Origin of the sequence: Paenarthrobacter sp. NPDC090522 (assembly GCF_044769225.1) — a bacterium.
Lineage (GTDB): Bacteria > Actinomycetota > Actinomycetes > Actinomycetales > Micrococcaceae > Arthrobacter.
Map to the genome: position 1 here is coordinate 366,653 of NZ_JBIVXL010000003.1, position 23,202 is coordinate 389,854.

At 64.8% G+C, this 23,202-nt stretch carries 19 protein-coding genes; 8 read left to right on the forward strand and 11 right to left on the reverse strand.

The window, feature by feature from the left end:
- Nucleotides 1-70 precede the first annotated feature (70 nt).
- Both ACIQT2_RS05480 and ACIQT2_RS05485 read left to right on the forward strand, forming a co-directional pair.
- Entirely contained in the window at nucleotides 71-1,825 is a 1,755-nt protein-coding gene (locus tag ACIQT2_RS05480) for a dolichyl-phosphate-mannose--protein mannosyltransferase (RefSeq protein WP_402944382.1), read from the forward strand.
- 83 nt (nucleotides 1,826-1,908) lie between these two features.
- Nucleotides 1,909-3,741: an AMP-dependent synthetase/ligase gene (locus tag ACIQT2_RS05485; protein ID WP_402944316.1), complete on the forward strand. Its 1,833-nt coding sequence runs from the start codon at nucleotides 1,909-1,911 to the stop codon at nucleotides 3,739-3,741.
- Nucleotides 3,742-3,766: 25 nt separating this feature from the next.
- On the opposite strand, the gene ACIQT2_RS05490 is transcribed toward ACIQT2_RS05485, so the two are convergent.
- Nucleotides 3,767-4,975, reverse strand: a complete 1,209-nt coding sequence (locus ACIQT2_RS05490; protein WP_402944319.1) for a TIGR01906 family membrane protein — start codon at nucleotides 4,973-4,975, stop codon at nucleotides 3,767-3,769.
- A gap of 139 nt (nucleotides 4,976-5,114) precedes the next feature.
- Nucleotides 5,115-6,110 carry a stage II sporulation protein M gene (locus ACIQT2_RS05495; protein ID WP_402944322.1) on the reverse strand — a complete coding sequence of 332 codons (996 nt, stop codon included), beginning with the start codon at nucleotides 6,108-6,110 and terminating at the stop codon, nucleotides 5,115-5,117.
- A gap of 118 nt (nucleotides 6,111-6,228) precedes the next feature.
- Here ACIQT2_RS05495 and ACIQT2_RS05500 point away from each other — a divergent pair, with 118 nt between their 5' ends.
- The gene (locus tag ACIQT2_RS05500) at nucleotides 6,229-7,032 is read left to right on the forward strand and encodes an RDD family protein (protein WP_402944325.1); all 804 of its coding nucleotides are present in this window, start codon (nucleotides 6,229-6,231) and stop codon (nucleotides 7,030-7,032) included.
- A 3-nt stretch (nucleotides 7,033-7,035) separates the two neighbouring features.
- Here ACIQT2_RS05500 and ACIQT2_RS05505 read toward each other — a convergent pair whose 3' ends face one another.
- The 5 genes from ACIQT2_RS05505 to ACIQT2_RS05525 form a co-directional block, all read right to left on the reverse strand.
- Nucleotides 7,036-7,860 carry a pentapeptide repeat-containing protein gene (locus ACIQT2_RS05505; RefSeq protein WP_402944328.1) on the reverse strand — a complete coding sequence of 275 codons (825 nt, stop codon included), beginning with the start codon at nucleotides 7,858-7,860 and terminating at the stop codon, nucleotides 7,036-7,038.
- A 186-nt stretch (nucleotides 7,861-8,046) separates the two neighbouring features.
- Nucleotides 8,047-9,267 carry an Ig-like domain-containing protein gene (locus ACIQT2_RS05510; RefSeq protein WP_402944331.1) on the reverse strand — a complete coding sequence of 407 codons (1,221 nt, stop codon included), beginning with the start codon at nucleotides 9,265-9,267 and terminating at the stop codon, nucleotides 8,047-8,049.
- Between the two features lie 113 nt (nucleotides 9,268-9,380).
- Nucleotides 9,381-10,859, reverse strand: a complete 1,479-nt coding sequence (gene ahcY, locus ACIQT2_RS05515) for an adenosylhomocysteinase (protein WP_402944333.1) — start codon at nucleotides 10,857-10,859, stop codon at nucleotides 9,381-9,383.
- Nucleotides 10,860-10,904: 45 nt separating this feature from the next.
- Nucleotides 10,905-11,093 carry a Trm112 family protein gene (locus tag ACIQT2_RS05520; RefSeq protein ID WP_402944336.1) on the reverse strand — a complete coding sequence of 63 codons (189 nt, stop codon included), beginning with the start codon at nucleotides 11,091-11,093 and terminating at the stop codon, nucleotides 10,905-10,907.
- A gap of 113 nt (nucleotides 11,094-11,206) precedes the next feature.
- Nucleotides 11,207-11,614, reverse strand: coding sequence for a DUF3499 domain-containing protein (locus ACIQT2_RS05525; protein WP_402944339.1), 408 nt, complete (start codon nucleotides 11,612-11,614; stop codon nucleotides 11,207-11,209).
- A gap of 121 nt (nucleotides 11,615-11,735) precedes the next feature.
- Here ACIQT2_RS05525 and ACIQT2_RS05530 point away from each other — a divergent pair, with 121 nt between their 5' ends.
- Complete coding sequence (locus ACIQT2_RS05530; protein ID WP_400330860.1) at nucleotides 11,736-12,254, forward strand: metallopeptidase family protein; 519 nt, start codon at nucleotides 11,736-11,738, stop codon at nucleotides 12,252-12,254.
- Between the two features lie 22 nt (nucleotides 12,255-12,276).
- On the opposite strand, the gene ACIQT2_RS05535 is transcribed toward ACIQT2_RS05530, so the two are convergent.
- The 3 genes from ACIQT2_RS05535 to ACIQT2_RS05545 are packed head-to-tail and all read right to left on the reverse strand — an operon-like array spanning nucleotide 12,277 to nucleotide 17,850.
- On the reverse strand, nucleotides 12,277-13,959 hold the full coding sequence (locus ACIQT2_RS05535; RefSeq protein WP_402944343.1) for a DUF5719 family protein: 1,683 nt from the start codon (nucleotides 13,957-13,959) through the stop codon (nucleotides 12,277-12,279).
- Nucleotides 13,952-17,275 carry a glycosyltransferase gene (locus ACIQT2_RS05540; RefSeq protein ID WP_402944346.1) on the reverse strand — a complete coding sequence of 1,108 codons (3,324 nt, stop codon included), beginning with the start codon at nucleotides 17,273-17,275 and terminating at the stop codon, nucleotides 13,952-13,954. The genes ACIQT2_RS05535 and ACIQT2_RS05540 overlap by 8 nt, the downstream gene beginning before the upstream one ends.
- Nucleotides 17,276-17,304: 29 nt before the next feature.
- Entirely contained in the window at nucleotides 17,305-17,850 is a 546-nt protein-coding gene (locus ACIQT2_RS05545) for a WhiB family transcriptional regulator (RefSeq protein WP_400330851.1), read from the reverse strand.
- A gap of 366 nt (nucleotides 17,851-18,216) precedes the next feature.
- Between ACIQT2_RS05545 and ACIQT2_RS05550 the strand changes: the two genes are divergently transcribed.
- Nucleotides 18,217-18,912, forward strand: coding sequence for a TIGR03089 family protein (locus tag ACIQT2_RS05550; RefSeq protein WP_400330848.1), 696 nt, complete (start codon nucleotides 18,217-18,219; stop codon nucleotides 18,910-18,912).
- Between the two features lie 4 nt (nucleotides 18,913-18,916).
- On the opposite strand, the gene ACIQT2_RS05555 is transcribed toward ACIQT2_RS05550, so the two are convergent.
- Nucleotides 18,917-19,489, reverse strand: a complete 573-nt coding sequence (locus ACIQT2_RS05555; protein WP_402944350.1) for a GtrA family protein — start codon at nucleotides 19,487-19,489, stop codon at nucleotides 18,917-18,919.
- Between the two features lie 191 nt (nucleotides 19,490-19,680).
- Between ACIQT2_RS05555 and ACIQT2_RS05560 the strand changes: the two genes are divergently transcribed.
- From ACIQT2_RS05560 to ACIQT2_RS05570, 3 genes are read left to right on the forward strand one after another with little or no spacing between them, the layout of a single operon-like run.
- Complete coding sequence (locus ACIQT2_RS05560) at nucleotides 19,681-20,868, forward strand: 5-(carboxyamino)imidazole ribonucleotide synthase (RefSeq protein WP_400330843.1); 1,188 nt, start codon at nucleotides 19,681-19,683, stop codon at nucleotides 20,866-20,868.
- Complete coding sequence (purE, locus tag ACIQT2_RS05565; RefSeq protein WP_400330840.1) at nucleotides 20,865-21,428, forward strand: 5-(carboxyamino)imidazole ribonucleotide mutase; 564 nt, start codon at nucleotides 20,865-20,867, stop codon at nucleotides 21,426-21,428. The genes ACIQT2_RS05560 and purE overlap by 4 nt, the downstream gene beginning before the upstream one ends.
- 11 nt (nucleotides 21,429-21,439) lie before the next feature.
- Nucleotides 21,440-23,080 (forward strand): LCP family protein, encoded by a 1,641-nt coding sequence (locus tag ACIQT2_RS05570; protein ID WP_402944353.1) that lies wholly within the window; start codon nucleotides 21,440-21,442, stop codon nucleotides 23,078-23,080.
- Nucleotides 23,081-23,202 lie beyond the last annotated feature (122 nt).

Here is a 23,202-nt window from a genome sequence, read left to right on the forward strand (position 1 = left end):
AAGCATCGAAAGGTAGCATGGGCGGGTGAACCAGTCGCCCGTCCCAGCAACAGCTTCCGGAACTTCCGGGATGCCGTCCTCGCCTGAAGAGACCGAAGAGACAGCACAGGGTGCTGCTGGCGGACAAACGGTAAGTAAACTGACCGTTTGGCAGCCCCCTGGCCGGCGCAGCCCCGGCAATCGTGGACCAAAGCGTGGCTTGGAAGGCCACCGCTGGATTGAGCGTCCGGCTGAGGCGTTCACCGCGGAGGCCTTGCGGTCCCGGCTCATTGGCAGCATCCAGAGTTGGCGGGATTATCCGCCGTCGTTGCGCCTGTGGTTCTGGCTGATCCCTACCCTGACGGCCGCGCTCGGGGGCATCCTTCGCTTCTACCGGCTGGACGCACCCCACAGCTTGGTCTTCGATGAGACGTATTACGTCAAGGACGCCTACTCCTACCTGGTGAGCGGCTATGAACGCAGTTGGCCGGCCAAAGCCAACGACTCGTTCAACATCGGCAATCCGGACGTCCTCCTGAACACTCCCGAATACGTGGTGCACCCGCCCGTGGGCAAGTGGATGATCGCCTTCGGCATGTGGCTGTTCGGTTCGGACAACCCCTTCGGCTGGCGGTTCGGGGCTGCCCTGACAGGAACGCTCACGGTCTTCCTGATCTCGCTCATCGCCCTGAAGCTGTTCCGGTCCCACATACTCGGGCTGGTCGCCGGACTCCTCCTCGCCATCGATGGGCACCACCTGGTGTTGTCACGGACCTCCTTGTTGGACATTTTCCTGGCTTTCTGGCTTTTCGCGGCCTTTGGTGCCCTGTTGTTGGACCGCGACGACGGCCGCCGTCGACTTGCTTCCCGGCTTGCCGCGCAAGCGGCTGCTTCACGCCATGGCCGCCCCTCCCCCGTCCAACTGCTCTCCGGCCCGTGGCTGGGCATGCGCTGGTGGCGGCTCGTGGCCGGGATCTGCCTGGGGCTTGCCGTCGGAACCAAATGGTCGGCCCTCTTCTTCGTGGTTGCCTTCGGACTCATGACCGTTTTCTGGGACATGAACGCCCGCCGCGTTGCCGGGATCCGAAGCTGGCCCAGCGCCTCCATCATCAAGGACGGCCTCGCGGCGTTCGTCACCATCATTCCCGCCATGTGCGTCACGTACGTCGCCACCTGGACGGGTTGGTTCCTTTCCAAGGACGCCTACTATCGGCAGTGGGCTGCCACCAACCCGGCCCCCGGATGGGACTGGCTGCCCAACTCCGTTCGATCGCTGGCGCACTACCACCTTGAGGCCTACAAGTTCCACCAGGGCCTGTCTTCGGACCACCCCTACGAATCCAGTCCTTGGACGTGGCTCATCATGGGCCGCCCAACATCGTTCTATTACCAGTCGCCCAAACAGGGAACCGCCGGGTGCGTGGTGGAGACCTGTTCCTCGGCTATCCTCCCGGTCGGCAACCCCGTGGTGTGGTGGGGTGGAACCATCGCCCTGGTGATCCTGCTGTTCTGGTGGGCCGGGCGCAGGGACTGGCGGGCCGGTGCCATCCTGGCCGGGGTTGCTGCCGGCTACCTTCCGTGGTTCATGTACCCCGAACGCACCATGTTCATTTTCTACGCGGTGTCCTTTGAACCCTTCCTGGTGCTGGCCTTGACGTACGTACTGGGGTTGGCGCTGGGCCGGAGCAGCGATCCACCCTGGCGGCGCAGATCCGGCCTCTACGTCGTGGCGCTCATCGTGGTGCTGGCCGTCATTGCCACGGCCTTCTTCTACCCGGTGTTGACGGCCGAAGTGATCAGCTACCAGGACTGGCGGATGAGGATGTGGATGCCCTCGTGGATCTAGGCTGATCCATGGAGGCAATTCACCGGGGTCGGGTGGCAAGCCCCCCGCAAGTGCGCAGCAAAGGCAAGGAAATGAGGAGGGTCGTGAGGGAAGCAAGCACGGAGCTTCTGGTCGAGGCCGATGAGAACAGCAATGTCACGGACCTCCTGCTGGAACGGTGTTCCAAGGACCCGTTCGGGACGCTCTACGCGCACAAAACCGCCAATGGCTGGTTGAACGTCACTGCTTCCCGTTTCCAGGCCGACGTCAACGCGCTGGCCAAAGGACTGATTGCAGGCGGCCTCAATCCCGGTGATCCCGTAGCCGTCCTCTCCCCTTCAAGCTTTGAGTGGACTCTGGTGGACTTCGCCATCTGGATGGCCGGCGGTGTCACCGTGCCCATCTATGAGACGTCATCGCCGAGCCAGATCGAGTGGATCCTGATGGACTCCGGGGCCCGCCGGGTCTTCGTCGAGGACGCCGGCAAGGCAAAATTGGTCCGCGGCGTCGTGGACAAGTCGGCCACCCTGGGCGACGATCCCGTGACCATCATCCGGATGGAGCACGAAGGCGAGGTACCCAACCTGACCAGCCTGGCCGCCGTCGGAAGCGGCATTACGGACACGGAGCTGGAACGGCAACGCAGCGCCGCAACCCTGGCCGACGTCGCATCCATCGTCTATACCTCGGGAACTACGGGCAAACCCAAGGGCTGCGAAATCACGCACGGGAATTTTGTGCTGGTGGCCAGGAACGTCATCCCTTTCCTTCCGCAACTGCTCATGCAGCAGGATGCCCGTACGTTGATGTTCCTGCCGCTGGCCCATGTGTTGGCCCGCGCCGTGCAGGTGGTGTGCCTCTCAGCCGGTGTCACCCTGGGCCACAGTGCCGGTGCCAACGGCCTCATGGCGGACCTCGGCGCGTTCAAGCCCACCTTCCTCCTGGCCGTGCCACGTATCTTCGAGAAGGTGTACGCCGGTGCCGGCCACAAGGCGGCCATGAGCGGCAAGTCGGCGCTCTTCTCGGCCGCTTCGGCCACCGCTGTTGAATATTCAACGGCGGTGGACCTCGCGTCGCGGGGGCAGGGAACGGGGCCGGGTTTACTCCTGCGGCTGAAGCACGCCGTGTTCAATAAACTGCTGTACCCGAAAGTCCGCGAGGTGTTCGGCGGGGCGGTCGGTTACACCGTCTCCGGTGCCAGCCCTTTGAGCCTTCGGGAAAACCACTTCTTCCACGGCGCGGGCGTTCCCGTCTTGGAAGGCTACGGGCTCACGGAGACCACGGCGCCCTGCACCGTTAACACCCCCACGATGTCCCGCATCGGCACTGTGGGAATTCCCCTGCCCGGCACCACCATCCGTGTGGCCGGCGACGGCGAAGTGCTGGTCAAAGGCATCGGAGTGTTCAAGGGATACCACGCCAATCCAGCTGCGACTCAAGAGGCCTTTGTTGACGGGTTCTTCCGCACCGGAGACCTCGGCGAGCTGGACCAGGACGGCTTCCTCACCATCACAGGCCGCAAGAAGGACCTCCTGGTAACTGCCGGCGGGAAGAACGTAGCGCCGGCTCCCTTGGAGGAGAAGCTCCGTGAACACCAACTCGTGGGCCAGGCCGTGGTGGTCGGCGATGGGCGTCCGTTCGTCGCAGCCCTCGTGTCCCTGGACCCTGAGGGGCTGGCCGACTGGTGCGCCGAGAACAAGACCGGTGCCCTGTCCCTCCAGGAAGCCGGTGCTGACGCGCGCGTGCGGGCGGCAGTGCAATCCGCCGTCGACGAGGCCAACAAGCTGGTCTCGGCCGCCGAGTCGATCCGCAAGTTCGACTTCATCAATGCTGAACTCAGCATCAAATCGGGCCACCTCACGCCGTCGCTGAAAGTGAAGCGGGGAGCCGTGGTCAACGATTTCTCGCCCTTGCTGGAAAGGCTCTACGCGAAGTAAAGCCACCACCTGCAGGGCAGTCGGCCTAGCGGCGGACAGCCTCTTCCCCGGATGCCGGCTCTTCTTCCTGTTCCTCGTCACCAGCGTCGGCCACGGGTTCGGCGGCCACGCCACGACGCCGGCGGGTTGGCCACGTGAAGATGAACGTCAGCGTCGCGGCCAGGAAGACCAGCCCTCCGATCACGATTCCGGCGTCCGACCAGAACTGTCCCGGGAACAGGCGGATCAGCGTGTCTTCCAAAGAGAACGTCCACGTACCGCTGGCGAAGAAAATCCGGTGGAACTCCGTGAAGAACTGCTGCCAGCTGAGGACGGCCAGCACAGCCAGGCCGATGATGATCACGAGCGTCACGATGGATCCGGCGAACAGCCCCCGGCGCACACCGCCAGCGCTCCGCTTCCGGAGGTAGATGATGGCGATGATGCTGAGGATGATGAGCAGCAGGCCGGCACCGAACGAGGACAGCATGACCACTTTGACATCGGCCATATGCGAGACTTCGGAGTCCTTGAACAGTTTGGCGCCGTCCTGGTTGACCAGCCCGCCGAGGTACCGTGGCCCGGCCCAGTTGCTCAGGTAGTCCACGGCGTAGGATCCGTAGGTCATGCGGTCATCGGTGCTGAACCCGTAGCCGTCACCGGGGAATCCCGGGCGGTTGTACTCCACCCAAAGGAACAGTGGGCTGGTCACGGCACGTACCGCCAGGACCAGCAGGATCACAGGGTAGAAAACCGCCAGCAGGACCTGGAAAACACGAGGACCGATCGGCTTCACCTTCGCGGCCTGCTCGCGCTCGGCATTCCGCCGCGCCACTTCCTCCTCGGGAGGACGGACTGAAAGGGCCGACGTCGGCAACGGTTCCGAATAGTGCGACGGGCGGCCCGCAACGGTGTCCGCGAAGAGCGGTGGCTCCGGCTCGGCGTCGGCAGCTTCTGCCGCTTTCCGGTCGGCACGGCTCCCGGGCTGGCCGGTGGTGGGCGTCGATGGCTGGCTGGCAGCCGCCGCGGCTGGCTGTTTGCCCGTGGGGGGCTGTTTGCCCGTGGGGGGCTGTTTGCCCGTGGGAGTCGCGGGAGCAGCAGAAGCCTTGGAAGCGGAAGCAGCGGCAGGGGCGGACCCGGCGGCTGGAGACGTTCCACCGGAAGCTTTGGGCTTCATCCAGTCGAAAGCCGGCTCGTCGGGGTCGTCATGGACGTCCGTATCCGGTTCTTGTGGTTTCGGGCTCTTGTCGCTCACAGCGGTTTCACTTCCGTAGGCATCCACCGGCGGTTGGGGACTGCCGGCATTCTTGTCTGCTTTCGAGCCTACAGTCCGCCCATGCACCGAGACAGGAGCCACCCCGCTTGCGGCCGGATTGAAACGTAACTGTAAGGTGCTACGCCGAAATGCCGCGGTAACCGGCGTCGTTGACGTCCAGGTCGCCGGTCTCGCCGGCGCGGGCAGCCCGTCCGCCCAAAAGCAGCGTGTAGACCCAATAGCCGGCAAGGACCAGGGCACCAATGGTGATCTTCGCCCAGACAGGAAGCGGACTCGGCGTCACGAACGCCTCTACGACTCCGGAGACCAGCAGCACCAGGACCAGCCCCAGCGCGACGGTCACCAGCGAACGCCCCTCGTCGGCTACGGCCTGCAAGCGGGTTCGCGGACCTGGCTGGACCATCGCCCAGAAGATCTTCAGTCCGGCGGCACAGGCGATGAAGACTGCGGTGAGTTCCATCAGGCCGTGCGGGAGGATATAGCTGAAGAAGACGTCCAGCTTGCCGGACGCGGCGAACACGCCCGCGGCCACGCCCACCCCCTGGGCGTTGAGGAACAGGATCATCGGCACCCAGAATCCGGTCACGCCAAATGCTACGGCCTGGGCGGATATCCAGGCGTTGTTGGTCCACACGGCTCCGGCAAAGGAGGCTGCGGGGTTCTCGGAGTAGTAATTGATGAAGTCGTCCTCGACGTACTGGCGGATGCTCGCATCACTTCCGTACACCGCGCGCAAAGCCTCAGGCGAGGTGCCGATCCACCAGGCGTAGGCGCCGCCAACCAGGACGAAGAAAACCCCGCACCACACGGTGAGCCAGCGGACCCGGTAGAAGGCGGCTGGAAGCGAGATGACGAAGAATCGGGCCAGGTCCTCCATGACATTGGACCGCGCGCCGGTGAACCGTGTTCGTGCCTGCGCAAGCGCCGCGGACAACGACGACGACAAGGCCGTCTCCGGTGCCACGGAACGAATGAGTGACAGGTGGGCGGACACCGTCTGGTAGAGGCGCAGCAGCTCATCGGCTTCGGTTCCGGAAAGCCGCCGCTTCTGGGCCAGGTACGTCAGCCGTGACCATTTGCCCTGGTTGACGGCTGAGAAGGCATCGATGTCCACGGCACCACCCTAGCCCGTGATGTGGCCCGTTGAGGCAGGAGCGCCGCTAGACTCGGTGAAGTGGGCCTTCTTGGCCCGCCGCAGGAGTGCCTGTCAGCATACTGGACCGGGGGACGGCTTGAGTTCGATCATCACAGGCGAGGCCGTTGTCCTTGAGTTGCGCCCGGCTTCGTTCGCAGCACGTGCGTTGGGACTGATCATCGATGTCATCGCGCACATCCTCCTGCTGATCCTCCTGATCGCCCTCCTGGGAGCTGCCGCCGGCGATGTTGATGAGGCCGCCATGCGGGCCATGATCCTGGCAGCTGTGGTCTTCACTTTCGTCATTGTTCCGGTGACAGTTGAGACCCTCACCCGGGGGCGCTCCCTGGGCAAACTTGCTGCTGGCTTGAGGATCGTCCGCGATGACGGCGGCGCCATCCGGTTCAGGCACGCTGTGATCCGGGGCCTGCTCGGATTCCTGGAGATCTACCTGACCTTTGGTGGCCTGGCCATCGGCGTGGCCCTGTTCAACGAGAAGTCAAAGCGACTGGGCGATATTGTTGCCGGAACCTACTCGTTGCGTCTCCGCGTCCCTGCCGAACCGCACATTCTCGCCACGGCCCCTCCGTACCTTCAGGGCTGGGTGGCCATGGCGGACATTGGCCGCGTCCCGGACGCCACGGCCCGCAGAGCCGGAACATTCGTCCAACACGCATACCGGATGGCCCCCGTTTCGCGGAACAACATGGCCATCGCTTTGGCCTCCGAGTTGTCGCGCTACGTCGCTCCTCCCCCGCCGCCTGGAACCAACCCCGCGGATTACATCGGGGCAGTCCTGGGCGAGCGGAGGAACCGCGAGTTCGTCAGGCTGCGGCAAGCGGAGCAACGCAACATTGCCGTAGGTGAAAGACTGGGAAAGCTTCCGTTCACGGACCGCTGACGTTCACCCCCAATGCCCGGGCCGTTCAAGCCGCGCCGGGATCAGCGTGGCACCGTTCCCTTCCGCGGCGTTGAGCTGCTGCTGGGTCAGGTACAGGGACAGAGACACATCGGCGTTTTCCAGCCGGGCTCCGCGAAGGTCTGCGCCCAGAAGATCCACGGCCGCGAGGTCGCTCCCCCTGAGGTCCGCCGCGATGAGCACAGCTCCCCGGAGATCGGCGCCGCACAACCGGCGGCGGGCCAGTTCCGCTCCGGCGAGGTCCGCACCCGGCCGAAGTCCGCCGTCGTACGTTCTGCTCCCTTCAGCGCCGTACGAACCCCGCACTTCCTCACTCACCTCCAGAAGAAGCCTGCGGACCTCGCCGTGGAGGCGTTCGACGTCGGCCCGCACGACGGCGGCCGGGTCACCGCCCGTGATGGCCAGGATGGTCCGCGACAACTGGAACGCGGCGTCCGCGCGTTCAGGATCGTAGGTGCGTTGCGGCACTTCCTCCAGGTACCAGAGCATCTCATGGAGTTGGCGGACCACTTTGAAGACAGCAAACATGGACGTTCGGGCAGAGGGGTCGTCCGTCCAGCTGACGCCGCGGAAGATCTGCTGGGACACCACTTGCCCCGCACCGAAGCAATCAAACACGGTGCAGCCGCTGAAGCCGCGCGGGCGCAGACGATCATGGATGGTGCAGCTGAAGTCGCCCGCCATATTGGGGCATGGTGCAGCCGCGGCTTTGTCGATGGCAAAGTCAGCCGAACGGGCGAAACCCAGGGCAGTGCAGCACAGCGCAAAGCAGTTGCCGCAGTCGGGGCGAAAGATAGGTGAAATGGTCACAGGTGCTCCAAAGGGGTGAAAGGATCCGGGGGCAGGAGCCGGGGAACCCATCAACGGGTTCCCCAACGGGACACCCGGAATCACCACAGAGGGCAGCACGGAAAGAGGGGCCGGGGAATGGCCGGCGCCGAAAGGACTGATCAAAGAGCGCAGGAGATAATCACTGCTTCGATCTTAACAGCAGTACTAGCGCTGCGCGTAGCTCGCCCAGGGAATGTTCCAGTCCCCGAAGCCTTCAAGCGGCTCAACCGGCGGAGCTCCGGTGTTCAGGATCTGCACCACATCGCCGGTCTTCATGTTGTTGAAGAACCACGCGGCGTCCTCGGGCAGCAAGCCAACGCAACCGTGGGAAACGTTGACCCTTCCAATGGCACCCCAGGCAGCTTCGAGGGCCTGGTGAACATACACTCCGGACCAGGTCAGGCGGTTGGCATACTCCACAACCAGCGGAGGGTAATACCCCTTGTCGCCGGGCTTGAGGCCGATGGTTCCTGCGTTGAAGTTCGAGTGGCGTTCCTGCTCCATGATCGCTGCGTAGCCCGTGGGCGAGAGCCAGTCCTCCCCGCCGAGCGAAACGGGGGCAGTGTGTTCCAACTGGCCGTTGATGTACACGTTCATGGTCTTGGTGGTGTCATCCACCACCGCAATGCGCTGGGGTCCGGTGGTGAAGGTGGAAGTGACATTCCCGTTGCCGATCATGCCATTGCCGAAGTCCACCCCCAGCAGCTTCATGTCAACGGTGACAGTACTCCCCGACGCCCAGAAAGCCTCGGGCCGGATGCGGACCTTCTTGTCCGAATACCAGTGCCACGCCACGGGCTGACCGGAGGATACGGTAATGCCAACGCGCTTCTCCATGGCCGCCTTGTCCAGTACGGGCTCGCTGAAGTTGATCTCGATGGGCTGGCCCGATCCCGCCACCGAACCGTTCCGCGGATAGATGGAAGCATCGGCTTCGTAGGCGGCGGACACCGTGGTGAAGGTCTGGGACTTCTTGGTTTCCTTGCCGGCGGTATCCACTACGGTGAAGGAGTAGTTGTACTGCGTCTTGAACTTCAGGACTTCCAGGGTGGTCCACGTGGTGCCATCGGCGCTGGTCTTGCCGGGAACAGCCGCGCCGCCGCCAACCGGAGCGAGGACCACATCCTTGACCTTGCCGTTGACAGCCTTCACTTGCGGACCAACCACCGGGTTCCACTCAACCGCGCCGTCAAGCGGCGTGACCCCCAGTTCCACGGGCTTGGCCTCGGGAGCCGGAGTAGAAGGAGCCGTTCCGGCCTGGTTTTGCGCGGAGCCTGCCAACAGGCCCGGAACGGTTGCAACACCGATTCCGCCGGCGGCAATGGCAGCGCAGATCCCCACGATGGCAAGGATCTTGCCCGTCTTCCGCTTGGCGACTTCCGTCATGGCCCTGTCTTCCTGTCCCCCGGCAAGCAATACTGAACACCCAATTTTAGCCGAAAGGCCGGCCACGCATGGTGCGCGTCCGGCCTTTCGCTTCCGTCAAGAGCGATGTCGCCCTAGTAGCGGTAGTGCTCCGGCTTGTAGGGTCCGGCAACATCGAGGTCCAGGTAGTCGGCTTGTTCCTTGCTCAGTTCAGTGAGCTCCACGCCCAAGGCGTCCAGGTGCAGGCGTGCCACCTTCTCATCGAGGATCTTGGGAAGAACGTAGACCTGCTTTCCGTACTCGCGTTCCCCCTCGGGCTGGTCCTTCTTGGTCCAGAGCTCGATCTGCGCGATGGTCTGGTTCGCGAAGGAGTTGCTCATCACGAACGACGGGTGGCCCGTGGCGTTGCCCAGGTTCAGCAGCCGGCCCTCGGAAAGCACGATGATGGAGCGCTCGTCGCCGGTTCCGGAATCGAAGACCCACTCGTGGACCTGCGGCTTGATCTCCACCTTCTTGACGCCCTCAACCTTGGCGAGGCCGGCGATGTCGATCTCGTTGTCGAAGTGGCCGATGTTGCCCACAATCGCTTTGTTCTTCATGCCCAGCATGTGCTCGGCGAGGATGACGTCCTTGTTGCCTGTGGTGGTGATGAAGATGTCACCCTGGGCCAGGACGGACTCGAGCTTGGCAACCTGGTAGCCGTCCATGGCAGCCTGAAGTGCACAGATGGGGTCGATCTCGGTTACCACCACGCGGGAACCCTGTCCCCGCAGCGCTTCAGCGGCACCCTTGCCGACGTCGCCATAGCCACAAACGACGGCGACCTTGCCGCCCATGAGGACATCGGTGGCGCGGTTGATGCCGTCCGGCAGTGAATGCCGGATGCCGTACTTGTTGTCGAACTTGCTCTTGGTAACGGAGTCGTTGACGTTGATGGCCGGGAAGAGGAGCTTGCCCTGCTCTGCCAGCTGGTACAGGCGGTGCACGCCCGTGGTGGTCTCTTCGGTAACGCCCTCGATCCGCGCGGCAATGCGCGTCCACTTCTGCGGGTCCACGGCAAGCGTGCGGCGGAGCAGGTCAAGGATGAGGTGGTATTCCTCGGGGTCGTCGTCCGTGGCCGTGGGAACAGCGCCGGCAGCCTCGAACTCCACCCCCTTGTGCAGCAGCAGCGTCGCGTCTCCGCCGTCGTCGAGAATCATGTTGGGACCGAGTTCCGGGTTGGCGTCCGCGCCAGGCCAGGTGAGGATCTGCTCGGCGGTCCACCAGTACTCCTCCAGGGTTTCGCCCTTCCAGGCGAACACCGGGACGCCTTGCGGGTCCTCCGTGGTCCCCTTTCCAACCACGACGGCGGCAGCTGCCTCGTCCTGGGTGGAGAAAATGTTGCACGAAGCCCAGCGAACCTCAGCGCCGAGGGCCGTGAGAGTCTCGATCAGCACGGCAGTCTGGACCGTCATGTGCAGCGAACCGGCGATGCGGGCACCCTTGAGCGGCTGCGACGCGCCGAACTCGGCGCGCAGGGACATCAGGCCCGGCATTTCATGCTCGGCCAGGCGGATCTGGTGGCGGCCAGCCTCGGCGAGCGAAATGTCAGCCACTTTGTAGTCGAAAGTCATGGGTGTCCTTAGGTAGACCGTGTGCGTTTGGTGTCTGGGGCGCTGTCAGGCGTTGGCGGCGGCGAGAAGGTCCGGAGGCAAGAGGAGCGGGATGCCGTCCTCGATCGCGTAGCGTAGCTTTTCCCCAGTGTCAGCAGCCTCGGTGGACACGAGTTCCTCACCCTCCTGGAGCAGCGGTGAACCGGTCACCGGGCAACGCAGGATGGACAACAATTCAGGACTGACCTTTGGCATGGATGATGCTCCCTGGGTGGCGCCGGGCATGGCGCCGCTGGCGGACTTATCTGCAGCCTCCAGCCTACCGCGCCGGGGCAGGCCCTTCGGAGCCCGCGACGTTTTGCGTCCGGTCAGGAAGGCTCGCGGAGAACCCGCAAATGTCCGCGTCGCGTTCCCTCAACCGCGGCGGGCGGCTCCACGGGCTGGCGGTGCTGGCGTGTGGACGTTTCCGGAGCGGAATTGGCGTTGGACGCAGCCTCGCGAACGGCATTGGCAAGCGCCAGGAGATCGTCGGGTCCCGGCTCGGGAGGCGAGGTAGGCATGGCCAGCCGCAGGACTTCCCACCCGCGGGGAACCGTCAGGGTCTCGGCATGCTGCGCACACAAGTCATAGGCGTGGGGTTCTGCGTAGGTCGCCAAAGGACCGAGCACGGCAGTCGACTCGGCGTACACGTACGTCAAAGTAGCTACCGCGGACTGGCGGCAAGCGGATCTGGAACACTGGCGAATAGCACCCACAACATCCCAGATTAGCCGCATATGGCCCATGGACGCCGCATTGAGGGCGTGTGGCCGCGTGGATTCTGCCCCGCGGTTCCATGGTCGGCGCGGTGCCGCCCATGATGTCGCGCTGGCGGATTCCCGGGACTACAGTCGATATATGCAGTCACAGCCACATGTTCCCGGCTTCTCCATCCGGTGGACAGACGCCGAAGCATCCGGTGAGCCGGACCTTGCCGCGCCGAAGGCCAAAGGCTTCCGGACGCGCCGGCGGAACCGGCACGGTCGGGGGTTGCGAGGGGACCTCATGCTTCCCAACCTGCCCGGTTTCCGCTCCCGCTCGGAACGCTTCGACGACCTCGTGCTGGATTCCGCGGAACGCTTGCAGGACATGTGGGGCAAGCAATTGGACGGCGTGCTCTTCGCCGTGGATGAAATACCGCCAAACCTCGAAGAACTGGTGGCCGCGGCAACGCCGGCACCCATGGGCGCCTACACTCCCGGTGTCCGGGGTGCAGCGCCCATGATCACTGTGTACCGGCGCGTGGTGGAACAGACCGCCGGAACCAAGGAGGAACTCCAGGACCTGGTCCACGACGTCGTGGTGGAGTACACCGCCGAAATGCTCGGGGTGCCGCCGGAGACGCTGGACCCGGTGTACCGGCGGCGTTACCAGTAAGCCATTACCGGCAAGCCAAGGCTCAGTAGCCTACCGTGACCGGAACTTTCTCCAGGCCGGCTGCAGCGTCCTGGATGGCCAGCACGGAAACATCGGCACGGTCCTTGGTGCCAAGCAGCATGGCTCCGTAGACGGGATCGCCGGAGGCGGAAACCACGAAGCCTGCCACCGCAGCGCCGTCCGCGGTTGCCGGGAGTTCAATCAGCGACGTGGTTCCTCCCGAGATGTCGATGTCCACGGACTTCCCCACTTTCCCGTCGGCGGTGACAGGGGCGTAACTGACGCTTGCCCGCCCCTCCGGAACGCCGAAACTGAAGAAGCGCTGGCCTGAGCGGGGAACCGCCACCAGATGCTGGCTGCCCAGCCGTGCGGACGACGGCGACCAGGCAAAGTCGGTGGGCGATTCGGCCTTGGCCCCGCGTGCAATCCGGGTGGAGGCCACGAAGGAAACATCGGAACTTGCGGTCACGGTGTAGCTCCCCGCAGGCACTCCGTCCAGGTCCAGGCTGGTGACGGTCCCACCCTTGACGGTGACCACTCCCCCGTTGGGAAGCTGCCGCTCGCCATTGGCCCCGTATAGCTTCACTTGGACCACGGCATCCGTGGACCCCGGAACGGCAAGCTGCAGGGCCGGCACCGCGTCGCCGAAGCCGGACTTGCCACCCAGCGCCTTCAGGGCTGCCGCGTCCTGGATGTCGACGCCGGTCATCACCTGGAGGTTGGATGGTGCGGCACCCGGCGACAGGAAGTCGACCCCACCGGGAACCAGCCCCCGCAGGACGCTCTGCTGGATGGTTCCTGCCACGGGACCGCCGGTGCTGCGCAAGTGGACAGCCAACTCGGATTCGTTCGGCGCGAGGCCTGCGAGGTTGACCGAGCGGGTTGTTCCCGGGGCGATCAGGAGCCCTCGGGCGCCGGGCGCCTGGATCTGCCCTTGATGGCCGAACAGGTCCAGGTTAACGGTGGCCGGGGTCTCGGAGGCGTTGCTCAGGTTCAGTACTGCAGTGCGGCCCAAGGCCGTGTTTGAGCCCAGGAGCCAGGCGTCGTTGCCGGGCTGTTGGCACTGCGCTGCGGCCAATCCCCGGAGGTCGCCGTCCGTGGCTGAGTAACTGAGGTTCGCCGACAGCGAGGCCTTTTCGTTGCCGATGGGGTCGGCGCCTACCACGGTTGGCGAATCCACGGGGCTGACGGATGCCGCCGCTGCGGCCAGCACGGGCGGACCAGGTGTGGGCGACGGTGTGCTGGTGGGGGCCTTGGCAATCTCGGCCACGTTCTTCCCGCCCAGTGCCGTGATGCTGCTGCCGGGGACGGTTCCGGCCGGGTTGCTGAGGACCACGGCATTGAGGGCGCTGGTTGCGGTAGTTGAGACCGGGCTGAACTGCGCGTCCGTCCCTACCTCCGTGCCCGTGACCAGCCGCGCCGGCTCGGGGCAAACGCCCAGGGAGCGCCCGGCGGGGACGTCTGCCTGGCGGGCTTCGAGTTTGGACCCGCCGGACGGTCCTGGAACCATGCCCGCGGCCGCCACCGCGCCGCCACCGGCGGCCAGGATGACGACGGCGGACAAGACGCCCGTGACGATGCCCTTGTTCGAACTCCGCCGGCTTCCAGCGCGCTCCTTGGACGGCTTGGGAGCTTTGGCGGATTCCGTCCGTGGCTTTCCGTGATCCGTCGTTCTTTCGACGCCGTTGTTCTGGTCGTCAGACACTGCTGTACTCCTTACGGAGGGAAACTTCGTCCCTCGACATGCCGGTGCGCGAACGGCGGGCGGGGACGGGAACGGCCAGCAGCACCGTCAGGCCGAAGACCACGGCCTGGAGGATTCCGAACCACAGCGCCCAGGGAGCCGTATAGCGGATTTCCAGCGTTCCACCGGCGGCAGGGAGCTCGAAGGCCTGGGCCCAGCCGGAAGACGTTGAAGTCAATGCCCGGCCATCCAGCCACGCGTTCCAGCCTTGGTCCGAACGCTCGGCCAGCACCACTTTCCTGCCCTCTTTACCGGCGGGCACCTCGGCATCCACGGCCACGTCGTCCGATGGCAGGGCGCCCACCACGGCTCCGTTGGCGTCAACAATGCGGACCCGGTTCATGGTGTCCGGAGCCGCAGGGCCACCGGTGTTCCGCGGAGTCACCCTCCACAACCACCCGGCGTCCGTCTGTCCCACGGCCACCAGGCCGGGAACGGCGTCGATCCTGCTGGCCGTCAGTTGGGCAGCACTGTCCGCGGCCTTGAGGACCACAAATCCGGCGGCCAGCTGTTCCAGGTCCGCCCGCGGATCAACCCCGGTGCTCGCCACGATCGTGGCCACGGCGCGCCGCATGGAAGCGGTGGCCGAATCGTCGGTGACAATCTCCTCACGGCCCGGCGCTCCGATAATCGTCCGTGCCGTGGCAATGGTGGACAAACTGTCCAGCGTGGTTCCGGAACCCCGCATGAGGGACGAAGTGAACGAGCCCTGCTCGCCACTGGTGATCACCAGCGTCCGCGTCCGCTCGGGTCCCGTACCGCGGTCGACCGCGGTGGCCGGCAAAGTATCGCTGGTCACTGCCCCCACCAACCGACTGGCGCCGAGGGAACCGTTTGCCGGGGCCGCCACTGGCGTACCACCGGTTTCAGAGGAAGGCTGCAGGATGTTCTGCGCTGTCCAGGCCGCCATCGCCGCCAAAGGACCGGCCACCAACAATGCCACCGTCACGGCAGACGCAAGGCCCCGCAACGGCAACCTCCAGCGCGTTGGGTCCGGAGCGGATCGCGGCGCCGAGAAAATCCTGTCCGCACCGATCATCGCCGCTCCCAGGAACAGCATTCCTGCGGCGGACACCGCAGGACCCGTGAACGGACCCACCAAGGCGGTGCTGTTGACGCCCGTTGCCACGTGACCTACCAACCAGCTGCTGGCCAGGGTAGCCAAAGCAACCAGCCAGAACACGCGGGCCAGGGCCGTACGCTTTCCTGGCAGGAAGAGGGCCGCCACTGCGAGCAGAAGCGTTGGAACACTGACCAGCAAGGCAAGCAAGAGTGCCCAAGGCACGGGACCGGGCCCAAAGAGCGCAAGTCCGGTGAGGCCGCCGTCGGGCTTGAACGCCAGTGGCTGGCCCAGGATCTGCTGCCACAGCGGGGCGGCCGCGAAGTCCAGCGGCAGGCCGGGATCGGCAAGCAGCGAGCGGGGACGGTCCAGCGCCGAGACGGCGTAGGGGACAAAAAGCACCAGGCTGGGAAGGAACGACCACCAGAGCGTTTTCCCGCGGGATCCCAGGACGACGGCGGCAAGCACGATTGCCACAGTGATGGGAGCCAGGAGCGATGGAGCCGCAGCGGTCACAACGGCCATGGCAAGCCCGGCGGCTGCCGCGGCAGTCCAGGATGGAGTCCCGTTGATGCCCGGCTTCCCACGCACCGGCGTCGGCCTGCGGCTGAAGGGTGCCTGGGTGGCAGTGCCGCCGATGGCCGTCCCGGTAGCCCGAAGGAGCGCCAGCAGGAGGAGCGGCATCACCAGATGGGCCAACAGGGCCCCCAGCCTGCCCTCGTTGATGGCGATCAACAGGCCCGGCGCACCGCCCCAGGCCAGGGCTGCAACGGTCCTGAACCGGCGGCGCTTGGTGAGCGCGCCCACGGCAAACCAGGCGCCTACACCGGACAAGGGCATGGCCAGGACCAGGAGCCAGGCGATGGCTGAATTCCCATCGCCCCCACCGAAGAGCGAGAGAAGCCACAGGACATAGCCGAACGGGTCCCCGTGCCCGGGCAGTCCGGCGCCCAAGGAGATCCACCAACCCGAGGCGTTGTCCCACATGTCTCCGGGAGATCCGGAAACGGGCAGGAGGCCGCCACCGGCAACAACGCCGGTGCGCAACAGACCCAGCAAGCCAATCAAGCCAGCCGCCAAGGCAGTCAGCGCTGCTGCTGCGGCACCGGTCCCTACCCAGCCACGGTCATTGGTGGCCAAGGCGGCAAAGTCATCAACGGCGTCACCGCTGGGCTCGGCGGCCAGGAGATCCGAGGTGACCTGCCGGTCGTCAGCCGGGCGGATGGCCTCAAGGAGCGACCTCCTGTGGGCACGCACCTCCCGTGAGGACCTCTGCAGGCCGCGAACCAATGACCGCTGCCGGCGCCGCGTCCTGGCCGCTGAACGACGGGCACGGGATACAGCCACGGGCCGTGCAAGCGCGGCGAGAGTGGCGGTGAATTGCGTGAAGCCATAGCCGGGTTCCTTGAGCAGGATGCTCAGGACCAGCCGGACCACGGCCCCGAACAGGGCGCCCACGGCCTGGAACGGCACGTTCCACCATGGCGAGTGCTTAAGCCGCATATGGATCTGGGCCTTGCGTGCTGCCGATGACGTGCCCAAGGCGTTCGGCCTGTTCTCGACGTGGAACATCCGTGCGCCGGGCACCACCACCACGCGGTTGCCGGCCAGCCAGTTGCGCCAGCACAGGTCAACATCGTCGCCGCTGCCGGGGAGTGCCGGATCGAACCCTCCGAGGAGTTCCCACACGTCGCGCCGGATCAGCATGCCCGCGGAGTTCACCGCGAGCGTATCCGATCGCGGATCGTATTGGCCCTGGTCAACTTCGTCGGCATCGATCAGCGTCAACCGCTCCGCCCAGCGGCTCGTGGAAAGTCCCACGTCCACCAGGCGTCGCTCGTCGTTCCAGTCGAGCTGCTTGCACCCGGCAATGGTGACCGAGGTGGTGCGCTCCACTGCAAGCAACAACTCGGCCAGGGCATCGGGTGCGGGAGCGGCATCGTCATGCAGGAGCCAGATCCACTCCACCACGTCCGCATTGCCGTGTGCTCCTGCCGGGGCCAACTGGTGCAAGCCGGCCTGAACAGCCGCACCGAAGCCTGACTTGGGCTGGTGGTGTTCCACCACGTTCGAATCGCCGAGTGCATCCCGGAGCAGCTCTGCTGAGTAGTCCGTGGATCCTGCATCAACGCCAATGGCGGCATCTGCCGAACGCGTCTGGTCCGACAGTGCCGCCAAAGTCCTGGGGAGATAGGTCCCGCCGTCGTGGGCTACCACGACGGCGGTGACGTGTACTTCCTTAAGAATTAGACTGCTCGCTTCCTCAGCCGACGGCGTTCGCGCTCGGAGAGCCCGCCCCAGATACCAAACCGTTCATCATTCGCCAGGGCATATTCCAAGCACTGGGAGCGGACATTGCACGCACCGCAGACTTTCTTGGCGTCCCTGGTGGAGCCGCCCTTTTCAGGGAAGAAGGCTTCGGGGTCCGTCTGGGCGCACAAGGCGTCCGTCTGCCAGCCAAGTTCGCCTTCATCATCGAAGTCCGCCTGGCTGGGAAGCCCGATCCACACCGGCTGTCCGGGGTTTTCGAGCGGGCGTCGAAGCTCCATGGGAGGATCGTCCACGTCATCGTCCGGACCCTCGGGTACATCGCCGATCAATGCTTCGTGTGCTGCGAGGAGGGCTGTTGCCTGATCCTCCAAAGTCTGCTGCACGTTTTGGTTGTATCTCTCTGCCGCTTCCGGGTCCGCGGGATCCACATACCAGTCCCCTGGCACGTCCCGTGAACGGTACTTCACCGACGCTTGTTCTGCGACGACTGCATCTTCCTGGATACGCAACGCTTGCCCCATGGCGTCCCTCCTGATTTTGCAGCTGCTGCCTGGATGTTTTCCGATTCCCGATCATGTGCCCGGTCATCTGTGCAGCGGCGTTTGATTACTAATTACACGTGTGTAACTACCCGCCAGTCAAGCCGCGCCGGGATAATAATCAAGAATCTGTAGAAAAGTGGGATGCGCCACGCCCAACGTTTTCCACCTCCGCCACAACGCGGGTCAGGGAAATCGGAAGCACCGAATCACTTCAGGTGAACATCAGCCGAACTTCCGCGGAAATCCGCATCTGCGCTACAAGATGCACAGGAACCTGATAAATCGCGTGTGCCGCAATTCACAGACCCATGGGACGCCGTCCGCGGGCCGTGACAAGATTGAGCCATGAGCATCCCGGCAGCGAACCTGATGACCACCCTGCGATCCGGCCACGCCACCTCCCCCAGGCTCACGTGGTACGGCCCCGACGCCGAACGCGTGGAACTCTCGGGCCGGGTTTTGGACAACTGGGTAGCCAAGACCAGCAACCTTCTCCAGGACGAACTGGACGCCGAACCCGGCATGGCCGTGCGGCTGGACCTGCCGGCCCACTGGAAGTCGTTCGTATGGGCCTTGGCCGCCTGGCAGCTGGGCATGGAGGTGGTGCTGGACGGTTCGGACGCCCACCTTCTGGTGACCAACGAGCCCGACGGCGGCGCTGGCGCCGGCTTCGACGCGGTGGTTGCCGTACCCCTCGCCGCACTCGCTATGCGTTGGCCCGGTGAGCTGCCTGCCGGCGTCGTGGACTACGCGGCTGAAGTGCGCTCCCACGGGGACGTTTTCATGGCGCACACCGAGGGTTCGGCCGACGATCCCGCAGTGCGCGGCACGTCGCCGTGTGCCCATGAGGCCCTGATGGATGGCTTCGCCGCGGCGCAGGAGCCCGGCGTGCGCCTGCTGGTTCGCGCGGCCGAAGGCTTGGAGCCCGGCCTTGCGGCCGCTTTGGGCGCCTGGAACCAAGACGGTTCAATTGTCCTGGTTCACCCGGATGTGGACGTCACGCAGCACCTGCTGGAGAACGAGCGCGTCAGCCGTTCTTAGCGCGTCAGCCGTTCTTGATGGACGGCACCTCGCCGGTCGGCGGCCCTGCGCTGCCCGACTCGGCAACGCCGGCCTTTGCTTTGTGGTGGACCTCGATGAGCTCGTGGTCGTGGGAGTAGGCGGGCTCGGCGTCGAGTTCTTCGTTGAAGACCCAGAAACGGTAGGCGAAGAATCGGAAGATGGTTCCCAGGATCAGGCCCACCACGCTGCCCGCAATGAAGAGGGACGGCTTGTCGTTGAGGTTCAGGATGTACTTGGCGAACCAAACACATCCGGAGGCAATCAGAAGGCCCACGAAGTTCATCACAGCGAAAAGTACGGCTTCACGCACTACGTTCGCCTGCTTACGGTGGCGGAACGTCCAAAACCTGTTGGCCACCCAGGAGAAGACACTTGCAACGATCGTCGCGATAGCTTTGGCCCACACTTCACTGCCGTGCATCGGACCCGAGAAAAGCCAGATAAAGACGGCCGAGTCGATGACGAACGCAACGCCGCCGACGGCGCCGAACTTGGCTACTTCGCGCCAGAAAAGCGAGGCAAGTCCGCGGATGCGATCTGCAAGTGTGGTGATCATGACCCTCCAAGGCCGTTGAAAAGTGGGCCGATGGGCCTCATCCATTTTAGCGCCGAATTCCAAGGGCTGCCCGGGAGCCGGCTGTGAGAACGCCTATACCCCTGTGCTCCCCACCACGTTAAAGGCGGAAAAGTTGGTACGAAAAGCCGCAGAATCAATGATCCCGCCACTGGTTCGGTAGGCTGAACCTTGTGACTTTTCCTGTTATTGGCGTTGTTGGCGGCGGCCAACTCGCACGCATGATGGCCCCGCCCGCTACCGCTTTGGGATTCGAACTCCGCGTTTTGGCTGAAGGTGAGGACGTTTCGGCCGTTGCCGCAGTGGCCACCGCGCCCATTGGAGACTACAAGGACCTCGATGCCCTCCTGGAGTTCGCCAAGGACGTGGACGTCCTCACGTTCGACCACGAGCATGTCCCCACGCAGCACCTCCGCGCGCTCCTGGACGCCGGCGTCAACGTCCAGCCAGGTCCGGATGCACTGGTCAACGCCCAGGACAAGCTGGTCATGCGGGCGGCCATTGACCGCCTCGGCCTGCCCAACCCGGAATGGTCGGCAGTTCACTCGGTGGACGAACTCGTCTCCTTTGGCGACAAGATCGGTTGGCCCGTGGTGCTGAAGACTCCGCGCGGCGGCTACGACGGCAAGGGCGTGCGCATCGTGGACTCCGCGGAGGAAGCCACGGAAACGGCTGACTGGTTCCAGACCATGAGCCCGCTGCTCGCCGAAGCCAAGGTGGACTTCAGCCGCGAACTCTCAGCCTTGGTGGCCCGCACTCCCAGCGGCGAATCGCGCGCCTGGCCTGTGGTTCACACCATCCAGGTGGATGGCGTGTGCGACGAAGTCATCGCTCCGGCACAGAACATCTCCCTGGAGGTCGCAGCGGCAGCCGAAGAAGCGGCACTGCGCATTGCCAACGAACTTGGCGTTACCGGAGTCATGGCAGCGGAACTCTTTGAAACCCCGGGCGTGGGTGCCGGATTCCTGATCAACGAACTCGCCATGCGCCCGCACAACACCGGGCACTGGACACAGGACGGCTCCATCACCAGCCAGTTCGAACAGCACCTGAGGGCTGTCCTGGACCTTCCGCTCGGTGCCACCGATGCCCTGGCTCCGGTCACGGTCATGAAGAACTTCCTCGGCGGCGAAAACCAGGACCTGTTCGAGGCCTTCCCCATGGCCCTCGCTTTTGAACCCGCCGCCAAGGTCCACTGCTATGGAAAATCCGTCCGTCCGGGCCGCAAGATCGGGCACGTCAACTTGGTGGGCACCTCTGCTTCCGACGTCGACTCCGTGCGCGAGCGGGCCACAGCCGTAGCCAACACCATCCGCGACGGCCGCCTGCCGGCACAGTCCACCTCCGAGGAGACCGCATGACTTCTGAAAACACCGCTCCCCTTGTTGGGCTCGTCATGGGTTCGGACTCTGACTGGCCCGTGATGGAGGCTGCCGCCGACGCCCTGGCTGAATTCGGCATTCCCTTCGAGGCTGATGTGGTCTCCGCCCACCGGATGCCCACCGAAATGATCCGCTATGGCCAGACGGCCCATGAGCGCGGCCTTCGCGTCATCATTGCCGGCGCGGGCGGCGCGGCCCACCTTCCGGGCATGCTCGCCTCGGTCACTCCCCTGCCGGTCATTGGTGTACCGGTTCCCCTGAAGACCCTCGACGGCATGGATTCCCTGCTCTCGATCGTGCAGATGCCCGCCGGCGTTCCCGTGGCGACGGTATCCATCGCAGGTGCACGCAACGCGGGCCTCCTTGCCGTCCGGATGCTGGCCTCCGGCACGGACGAACTCGCCGGCCGCCTCCGCGAAGACCTCCTCACCTTCGCGCAGGAACTCAATGACGTTGCCACCAAGAAGGGCCAGAACCTCCGGCGAAAGGTCGAAGAAGTCTTCGCACCTGCCGGCGATTCCGCACGGAGCACCCGCTAGGAAGGCAGCGGATGACCAGCATGCAAAAGAATACGTTTCAGTCGGGGGCAACGCTGACTGATCCTGTCCGCTATCCGTCCGGGGCCAGCGCCCCGGTACGGACCAAACGCGCCTTCGTGCTGGTCCTGCTCACCCTTTTCATCCCGGGCAGCGCCCAGATTGTCGCGGGCGACCGCAAATTGGGCCGGATCGCCCTCCGCGTCACCCTGGTTGTCTGGGCCTTGCTGCTGCTGACCTTGGTCCTTGCGTTGGTCAACCGCAGCGTCCTGCTGAGCATTGCAACGCATCCCGTGGGCTCGTTGCTGCTCATTGTGGTCCTGGTGGCGTTGGCCCTCGGCTGGGCGTTCCTGTTCATCAACACGCTGCGGATCATCCGCCCCACCTTGCTCGCCCCGGGAATGCGGCCCATCATTGCCGTGGTGCTGGTGGCCGCCACCGTCCTGGCGAGTGGCTCCTTGGGCTACCTCGCGTACGTGTTGAATGTCAGCCGCAACGCGATCGGCAGCATTTTCGACGCCGGTCCGGCCATCGACCCGGTGGACGGCCGCTACAACTTCCTGATGATGGGCGGCGACGCCGGAGATGATCGCACGGGACGCCGCCCGGACAGCCTCTCGGTGATCAGCGTTGACGCCAAAACCGGTGAAAGCGCCATTATTTCCGTCCCCCGCAACCTCCAGAACGCACAGTTCAGCGAGGGTTCCCCCATGCGGAAGATCTACCCGGACGGCTACAACTGCGGCGATGAGTGCCTCATCAACGCCGTCAACACCGAGGTCACCAACAACTACCAGAACCTCTATCCCGGCGTTGCCGATCCCGGAGCGCAGGCGACTTTGGAGGCCGTGTCCGGAACACTGGGCATCACTGTCCAGGCCTACGTCCTGGTGGACATGGACGGCTTCGCCAAGCTGATCGACGCCATGGGCGGCATCCGCGTCAAGGCAGGTGGTTGGGTACCCATCAGCGGTCCCGTCACCGACGAAGCCAACGGAATCCACGGCATGCCCGACGGCTGGATCCCCGCGGGTGACGTCCACCTCGATGGCTTCCACGCCCTGTGGTATGGCCGCTCGCGCGAATTCGTAGATGACTATGCCCGGATTGCACGCCAGCAATGCGTCCAGCAGGCCATGCTGAAGCAACTCGACCCCGCGACGCTGCTGACCAAGTTCGAGGACATCGCCAACGCCGGCACCAAGGTGGTGGATTCCAACATCTCGTCCTCGCAGTTGGGGAGCTTCGTGGACCTGGCACTGAAGTCCAAGGGGCAGCCCGTCCAGCGGCTCACCATCGGACCACCGGACTTCGAGGCCTCGTTCTCCACGGTTCCGGACTTCGACCTTATCCATTCCAGGGTCCAGCAACTGTTGGCCTCGCAGAACAGTCCCAAAGCGGACGACGCCATGGTGCCCGGCACCAAGCCGGGAGCAGGCACCGTTACTGCCGCCGGCGTGGTTCCTGCCCAGCAGTCCAGCGTCCGGCCGGCCGGCCAGCAGCCGTCGCCGTCGTCGTCGGACTTCACGCCGGTGACCACCACGCCCGATGGAACACCCATCACCGAGGAGCTGCTCAACGGGCTCAAAGCGCAAGGCGACGAACAAGGCATCCGTGACCTTGTGGCCACCAACGGCCAGTGCGCCCCGCTGTAGCCACGCAGCCTCCCGCCCACGTTCACGCAACCTAAAGGACTTTCTTTCGTGTACCAGATTGAGAATGTTTTGCGGCCCTATGTTTGGGGTTCGACGACGGCGATCGCGGAGTTGCTGGGCCG